Source organism: Streptomyces sp. rh34 (assembly GCF_002551245.1).
Taxonomy (GTDB): Bacteria; Actinomycetota; Actinomycetes; order Streptomycetales; family Streptomycetaceae; genus Streptomyces.
Map to the genome: position 1 here is coordinate 44,380 of NZ_NTGZ01000018.1, position 6,496 is coordinate 50,875.

The window sequence follows — 6,496 nt, forward strand, 5'->3', positions numbered from 1 at the left end:
TAAACCGGCCACATACTCTCCAAACCCGTCACCCGAACGGCGGACCGTCGTTTGCGTTGTGGATCAAACGCATCTCATACGGATAAGAGCACGGTGGGTCCGTCGTGCGGCCGGGCTGGAATCCGGACCGGCCGGCCGGCGCGGCTGGATGCAACACGCCGTGTGCCCCGGGCACATACCTCAGCGGGGGTGCCGGGGTGCACGTACGAACAGGCGTCGAGGAGGGTGTGATGGGTGTGGAGGCCCACGCGACGAACGAGCGGGTGACGGGACGCACATGGACGGTGCGGCTGGACCCTGTCGGCCGCGGCCGTGCGGACGTACGCGTCTCGTGCAGCCGCCCGGCCTGCGCCGCGCAGGTGCTGCCCTCCGCGGCCGTCGGCCGTACGGCGGCGGTCGAGCATCTCAAGGCCCATCTGCGCGCGGGCCCGGCCCCCCGCCCGTCGGCGTACTGCGCCTGCCGGGCCGAGGAATGCCATACCCACATCCGCCCCGCCGGACCTCGTGAGAGCCCCGCGCCCTGGAGGTGCGGGGGCGCGGTCGTCCTGGCCGTCGTCACGGACCGGGAAGGGCGCTGGTGGCAGGTGATGGAGTGCTGCTCGCGCTGCGCGGCCGCCCACCCCACCGCGAAGATCGCCGCCACCGCCCCGGCCCCCGACAGGACGGCTCCGGCCGACCCCTTCCGGGCCGCGGCGCGCCCCGCGCCGGAGGTGTCGGCCGTCGGCCCCCACTTCTCGCACACCGATTCCGGGGCCGCCGCCCCGCACGAGGTGCCGGCCCCCCGGGCCCCGAGGCCGAAGCGGCCACGCGCCCGGCGCGGGAGGATCGCACAGCGATTCGTCCCGCACCACCTGCGGCCCGTCGCGCTGCGGGACGAACTCACCGAACTCGGCGAACTGTTCCGCGCCTACCAGCAGCGCCCCGAACCCGACCTCGCGATGCTCGCCGACCTCCACGCCCGCAAGGCGAAGGCCTTCTCCGCCTGGGCCGAAGCCACCGGTGACACGGAGCTGCGCCTCGACGCCGAGCGTGCCGAACAGGCTGCCGCCACCGTCCGGCTCCAGCATCTGCACCGCATCGGAGAGGCTCCGGAAGGCGAAGAGCCCGCTGTGGCACGGCTGCTGACCGCGCCCGCGCAGTGGGAACACGCACGGGCCGTCCTCACCCACGTGGCCGACCACGCACCCCTGCCGGGGCCGGAGGCCCGCCTGCTGGTGGTGATGCTGACGCTGCGCACCGCGCATTCCGGAGTCGGCAACCTCGTCGGGCAGGACCTCAAGGGGCTGCCCGTGCCGGATCCCGAGCACCTGGTGGGGCAACTGATGGAGTGCGGCTGGCTGGACATCGCCGGGACCGTCGACGAGCTGATCGCCTCCCGCCCGGAGAACGCCACCCGCATCAGCGTGCCGTCCCTGACGCCCGGTGAGAACGACCCGGGACCGTTCACCTTCGGCAGGAAGATGCGCCCCAAGCTCAGCGGATGGGCCCAGCGAGTCGTCGGGGAGAAGAAGCTCCGCAAGGCCAAGACCGCTGCCGACGCCCGTCTGCTCGCCCTGGCCCTGGCCACCGGTGTCACCGCCGACGGACAACTGGGGGCCGAGGGCGAGGGCCTCGGCCTGGAAGCCCTCTCCTCCTGGTGCGCCGTCGCCCCCGACGGCCTGCGGGAGCTGGTGGACCGGCTGACCGCGGCGGACTGGCTGACGGAGGCGGTCGTCACCGACACCGTCCTCACCGGCCGGCTGACCGAACGCGTCCTCCCTCTCAGCTGCCCGCTGGCCTGAGAGCGGAGCAGGCCGGGGCCCGCCCTCTCCGCCGGCGCGTACGCCGCGAGGCCCCGCCGGGCCCTCCGGCCCCGGGGCGTCTTCCCGGGCGGCGTTCCGCGCTCCGCTGAACCACCGTCGGCGCCACGTTCGCCCGGAGATCATCCAGGCATGACATCAGAGACGATCACCGCCGCCGCCTCGGGTACCTGGACCCTGGGCGACCTCGTGGTCAACCGGATCGGGTTCGGGACGATGCGGTTGCCGCAGCAGGGCGAAGCATTCGACGTCGACGCGGTGCCGGGTGACCGGAACCGTGCGATACGGGTGCTGCGCCGAGCCCGCGAACTCGGCGTGAACCACATCGACACCGCCGCGTTCTACTTCTCGCGACTCCGCTCGGCCAACGAGCTGATCAACAGCGCGCTCGCCCCGTACCCCGACGACCTGGTCATCACCACCAAGGTCGGACCGTGCCGCGACTCCTCGGGCGCGTGGCAGGACCACGCCACGCCGGGACAGCTGCGCGGGCAGGTGGAGGAGAACCTTCGGCAGCTCGGCCGCGACCACCTCGACGTGGTGAACCTGCGCGTCGTGGGGACCGATTCGGTCGCCGAACGGTTCGGTGCGCTGGCCGAACTGCGCGAGGCCGGGCTGATCCGTCACCTCGGCCTCTCCAACGTCGGCCCCGCGCAGCTCGCCGAAGCCCGTGCCATCGCACCGGTGGTCTGCGTGCAGAACAAGTACGGGCTCGGATCCCCGCCGGACCAGGACGCGTTCCTACGGGCCTGCGGTGAGCAGGGGATCGCCTTCGTGCCCTTCTACTCCATCGCGGGCGCCGGGCGCGAGGCGGGCGCCTCTGCGGACGCCGACGGCGACGCGCTGCTCCCCGTCGCCCGCGCGCACGGCGCGAGCACGGCGCAGATCCGGCTGGCCTGGACGCTCCACCGCGGGCCCCACGTGCTCGCCATCCCCGGCACCGGCAACCCGGACCACCTGGCCGCCAACGTGGCCGCCGGAGCCCTGCGGCTGTCCGACGACGAACTGACCGCCCTGGAAGCCCTCCACCGCGACGGAGGCACCGGCTGACCGACCCTGATCAACGGGCTCCGCACCCCCGGCGACGCCCCTACGACACCCCCAGTCGCCCCGCCAGATCGGCCAGACCCTCCGCGTACAGGTCGAACCGGTCCGAGGAGGTGGGCGGGTCGCCGACCGGGCGGGCCACGTAGGCCGTGCGCAGGCCGAGCGCCTGCGCGCCGCGCAGGTCCCAGGCGTGGGCGGCGACCATCAGCACGCGTTCCGGCGGCACCCCGGCTGCGGTGACGGCCAGCCGGTAGACCGCCGGGTCCGGCTTGTAGGTGCGGGCGTCCTCGGCGGACAGGGCCTGGTGCCAGCGCAGTCCGGCGTGGGCGTTCAGACCCAGCAGCGCCGTCCGGCTCGCGTTGGAGAGGCCGATCAGGGGGAAGCGCCCGGCGATCCGATCGAGCCCCGCCACGGTGTCGGGCCACGGCGGGAGGCGGCGGGCCGACCGGGCCAGCGCCTCCACCGCCGCCGGGTCCTCGACCCCGGCGGCCTCCGCGACGACCCCGGCGGCCTCCTGGTCGAGGAGGTCGCCGGGGAGGTAGGGCCGGTCGCCGTCGAGGACGCGGCGCTGCTCCCGCTCGATGTGCCGCTGCCACAGCAGCAGGAGCCGCTCGGTCCCGGCGGCGTCGGGGGGCGGGGTGAGCGCGCGGATGCCGGCGCGGAGTCCGGCGGGTTCGTCGACGAGGGTGCCGAGTACGTCGAACACGACGGCGTCGATCTTCAGCTCTGCCATGGCGGGGTCTCCTCCGAAGTGGGCGGCAGACCGAACAACACCGCACGACCCGCACCACATGCCCTGCTCGACCGTGTCCGGTCAGCAGGAGGGCCGCTCCCGTGACGGACACTCCCTAAGCCGGGCCCGGGCGCGGGCGCGGGGTGCGGTTGCCGTTTGCGCCGGGCCGGGCCGCACCGCGCCCCCCGTTCCGCTGGGGCCGCCGGTGGGCCCCTGGGCCCACGCCGCCCCGGCCGCGGCTCAGTACGCTCGGATGTGCCGGTGGTCGCCGACCACGACGCCGCGAAGAACAGCGATGGGGGTGGGGCGTCGATGGATGCCGGATTCTTCTACTCGTACCACCTGGGCTGGACCCGGCTGGACGCCCGGACACTGCTGGGCGACCTGGAGTCCGAAGGGCTCCGCCCGGCGCACCCGGTGACCGGCCGCACGGTGCTCGTCAGCCTCGACTCCGCCTCCCTGGGCGCCCGTTCGCCCGTGACCCGCGAGCAGTTGCTGTCCATCGCCGGCCTCCAGCGGCTGCGCGAGGTCGGATTCCGGTTGTGGACCGACGGGGGATTCGACCTCCTGGTGCGCATCCGGCAGGCCCGGACCGGGGTCGTCGCCGTGGAGTTCTCCGTCGGGGAGCTGCCCGAGCCGGAGCGGGAGCACGCGGTGAGCGCCATCCGGCGGACCGTCGGACGGGCCTCCGTGCTCTGCATAGGCTTCGTCGTCGACCGGAGCGGAGCGACGGCCGCCACCGACTGGGACGGTGTCGTCATCGAGGGCGACGCGCACCTCCACGCGTGGCCGGACACCGTCGCCGTACGGGACGAGACGGCCGCCCGCCACCCGCAGCTGGCCGTCATGGACGGGGTGGAGATGTCGCCGTGGAAGGTGTACGGGAACGAGGTGCTCGGCGTCTGAGCCGGGCCTCCGCGAAGGCCCGGACGGTGCCCGGGCCCCGGCCCCCGGTGCGGGGGGATGCCCGCCACCGCGGTCATAATCGGCCGTATGTCCGATCACCAGCTCCGCACCAGGCCGCCCGCCGGTCCGGCCCCGGGACCCCGCACCCCGGGGTCCCGGGCCGCCGCCGCGTTCCGGGCCGCCGCGCCCGCGCTCGCGGTCTACGCCGGCGCCCGGGCCCTGGGGCTCCTGGCCTTCTGGGCGGCCGTCTCGGCCGCCGGGAAGGACCCCCTGGGGCCGCTCAGCGGACGCTGGGACTCCGTCTGGTACCAGCGCATCGCCGAGAACGGCTACCGCTACACCGCCATCCTCCCGGACGGCTCCGTCCACTCCGACCTGGCGTTCTTCCCCCTGCTCCCGGCCCTGGAACGCTCCGTCTCCGAGGTGACCCCGCTCACCCTCGGCGGCGCCGGACTCCTGGTCGCCTGGACGGCCGGGCTGCTCGCCGCCTGGGGCATCTTCGCCGTCGGCGCCCAGCTGCGCGGACGGCGTACGGGCGTGGTGCTGGCCGCCCTGTGGGGGGTGTACCCGACGGCGTTCGTCCAGTCGATGGCGTACACCGAGACCCTGTTCACCGCGCTCGCCGCCTGGGCGCTGTACGCCGTCCTCAGGGGCCGCTGGATCGTGGCGGGCGCACTCTGCGTCCTGGCGGGGCTCACCCGGCCCACGGCGGCGGCGCTCATCGCGGCCCTGGCGATCACCGCGGCCGTCACGCTCGTACGGGAGTACCGCGACGAGCGCCGCGCCGGCCCGGTGCTGCGCCGCAACGCCCGGATGATCGCGGGCGTGGCGCTCGCACCGCTGGGCTGGCTGGCGTACGTGGTGTTCGTGGCCGTCCGCGAGGGCAGCCCGTTCGCCTACTTCGACGTCCAGGCACAGTGGGGCAACAACATCGACGGCGGGCGTGCGCTCGCCGCCTTCATCGCTGAACTCCCGTGGCCCGCCGCCCTCGGCCTGTGTGCGGCGCTCGGGCTGCTCGGCGGCCTGGTGGTCCTCTGCGTACGGCAGCGGCAGCCGCTCCCGGTCCTCGTCTACGCCCTCACGATCGTCGTCATCTCGCTGATCGGCGCCGGATACTTCGGCTCCCGGCCGCGCCTGATGATGCCCGCGTTCCCCCTGTTGCTCCCGCCCGCCGTCGCCCTGCTGCGGCTGCGCACGACCGGGCGCACGGCCACCGTCCTCGCCGTCCTGGCCTGCGCGTCCGCCGCGTACGGGGCCTGGACCCTGCTGGGCCCGGGACCGCCGTAGCCCAGTCCCCGCGGCGTCGCGTCGCGCCCCGCGTTCTCAGGCTCCAGAACCTGACGCCCCTGACGCCCCGGAGGCAGGGGCCGTCGCCCTCAGTTCCACCCGTACGCCCGGCCGCACCCCCCACCGCTCCATCGCCCCGGCCTCCGCCTCCACCACGTGCCGGGCCCGTGGCCGGGGCAGCCCGAGGCGGCCGGGCTTCATCGTGCGGACGGCCAGGACCGTGAACTTCCGGTCCAGGTACGCCACATCGATGGGGAAGCGCATCCGGAAGGTGTGCACGCTGCCGCACGGGGTGAGCATCATCGCCCCCTCGATCCCGTCCCGCCCGAGCAGCCCCTTGGTGCGGGCCCGGTACGAGGCCGCTATCCGCAACGGCACCTCCCGGACCCCGGAGACCGTGCCGACCGTGAGCGTCCCGTCGCCATCGCGCCATGTCCTCATGGGCACCGACCGTAGCTCTCGTCGGACGTGCCCGGGTCCGATACGGCCGCGCTTGGGCCCCCGGGCCCAAGACCCCTGTTCGCGCGGCCCATTAGGGTCGTCCCGTGGACGCCGCGCTGCTCGCACTCGCCGCGGTCTGGGGTGCCGTCACCGGACTGCTGATCCCGCGTGCCGCGTACCGGTTCGCCGTCGAGCCGGAGGAGCCCTGGCGTACGGCGTGCCCCGCCGGGCACCCGCTCACCGGCCCGGTCCGCGGCTGGCTCGGCCCGGCCCGGTGCGCGCC

The 6,496-nt window shown here is 74.7% G+C and carries 6 protein-coding genes and 1 pseudogene; 5 read left to right on the plus strand and 2 right to left on the minus strand.

Annotated features, from left to right (window positions below):
* Nucleotides 1-230 precede the first annotated feature (230 nt).
* A complete protein-coding gene (locus tag CR470_RS06590; RefSeq protein ID WP_097866642.1) occupies nt 231-1,781 on the plus strand; it encodes a hypothetical protein in 1,551 nt (516 codons plus the stop codon).
* Between the two features lie 150 nt (nt 1,782-1,931).
* Nucleotides 1,932-2,849, plus strand: a complete 918-nt coding sequence (locus tag CR470_RS06595; protein ID WP_097866643.1) for an aldo/keto reductase — start codon at nt 1,932-1,934, stop codon at nt 2,847-2,849.
* A 40-nt stretch (nt 2,850-2,889) separates the two neighbouring features.
* Here the strand turns inward: CR470_RS06595 and CR470_RS06600 are convergent, their stop codons facing one another.
* Entirely contained in the window at nt 2,890-3,579 is a 690-nt protein-coding gene (locus CR470_RS06600) for a haloacid dehalogenase type II (RefSeq protein WP_097866644.1), read from the minus strand.
* A 312-nt stretch (nt 3,580-3,891) separates the two neighbouring features.
* On the opposite strand from CR470_RS06600, the gene CR470_RS06605 reads away from it, so the two are divergent.
* On the plus strand, nt 3,892-4,485 hold the full coding sequence (locus CR470_RS06605) for a hypothetical protein (protein WP_097866649.1): 594 nt from the start codon (nt 3,892-3,894) through the stop codon (nt 4,483-4,485).
* Between the two features lie 87 nt (nt 4,486-4,572).
* Entirely contained in the window at nt 4,573-5,772 is a 1,200-nt protein-coding gene (locus CR470_RS06610; RefSeq protein WP_097866648.1) for a glycosyltransferase family 39 protein, read from the plus strand.
* A gap of 36 nt (nt 5,773-5,808) precedes the next feature.
* On the opposite strand, the gene CR470_RS06615 is transcribed toward CR470_RS06610, so the two are convergent.
* A complete protein-coding gene (locus CR470_RS06615; protein WP_097866650.1) occupies nt 5,809-6,213 on the minus strand; it encodes a DUF192 domain-containing protein in 405 nt (134 codons plus the stop codon).
* 104 nt (nt 6,214-6,317) lie between these two features.
* Between CR470_RS06615 and CR470_RS40360 the strand changes: the two are divergent.
* A pseudogene (locus CR470_RS40360) lies at nt 6,318-6,496 on the plus strand (prepilin peptidase); the annotation flags it as partial.

Bases quoted from the DNA above. Each gene is read 5' to 3' on its own strand.
- CR470_RS06590 (WP_097866642.1), top strand. From the start codon at position 231: ATGGGTGTGGAGGCCCACGCGACGAACGAGCGGGTGACGGGACGCACA.
- CR470_RS06595 (WP_097866643.1), top strand. From the start codon at position 1,932: ATGACATCAGAGACGATCACCGCCGCCGCCTCGGGTACCTGGACCCTG.
- CR470_RS06600 (WP_097866644.1), bottom strand. From the start codon at position 3,579: ATGGCAGAGCTGAAGATCGACGCCGTCGTGTTCGACGTACTCGGCACC.
- CR470_RS06605 (WP_097866649.1), top strand. From the start codon at position 3,892: ATGGATGCCGGATTCTTCTACTCGTACCACCTGGGCTGGACCCGGCTG.
- CR470_RS06610 (WP_097866648.1), top strand. From the start codon at position 4,573: ATGTCCGATCACCAGCTCCGCACCAGGCCGCCCGCCGGTCCGGCCCCG.
- CR470_RS06615 (WP_097866650.1), bottom strand. From the start codon at position 6,213: ATGAGGACATGGCGCGATGGCGACGGGACGCTCACGGTCGGCACGGTC.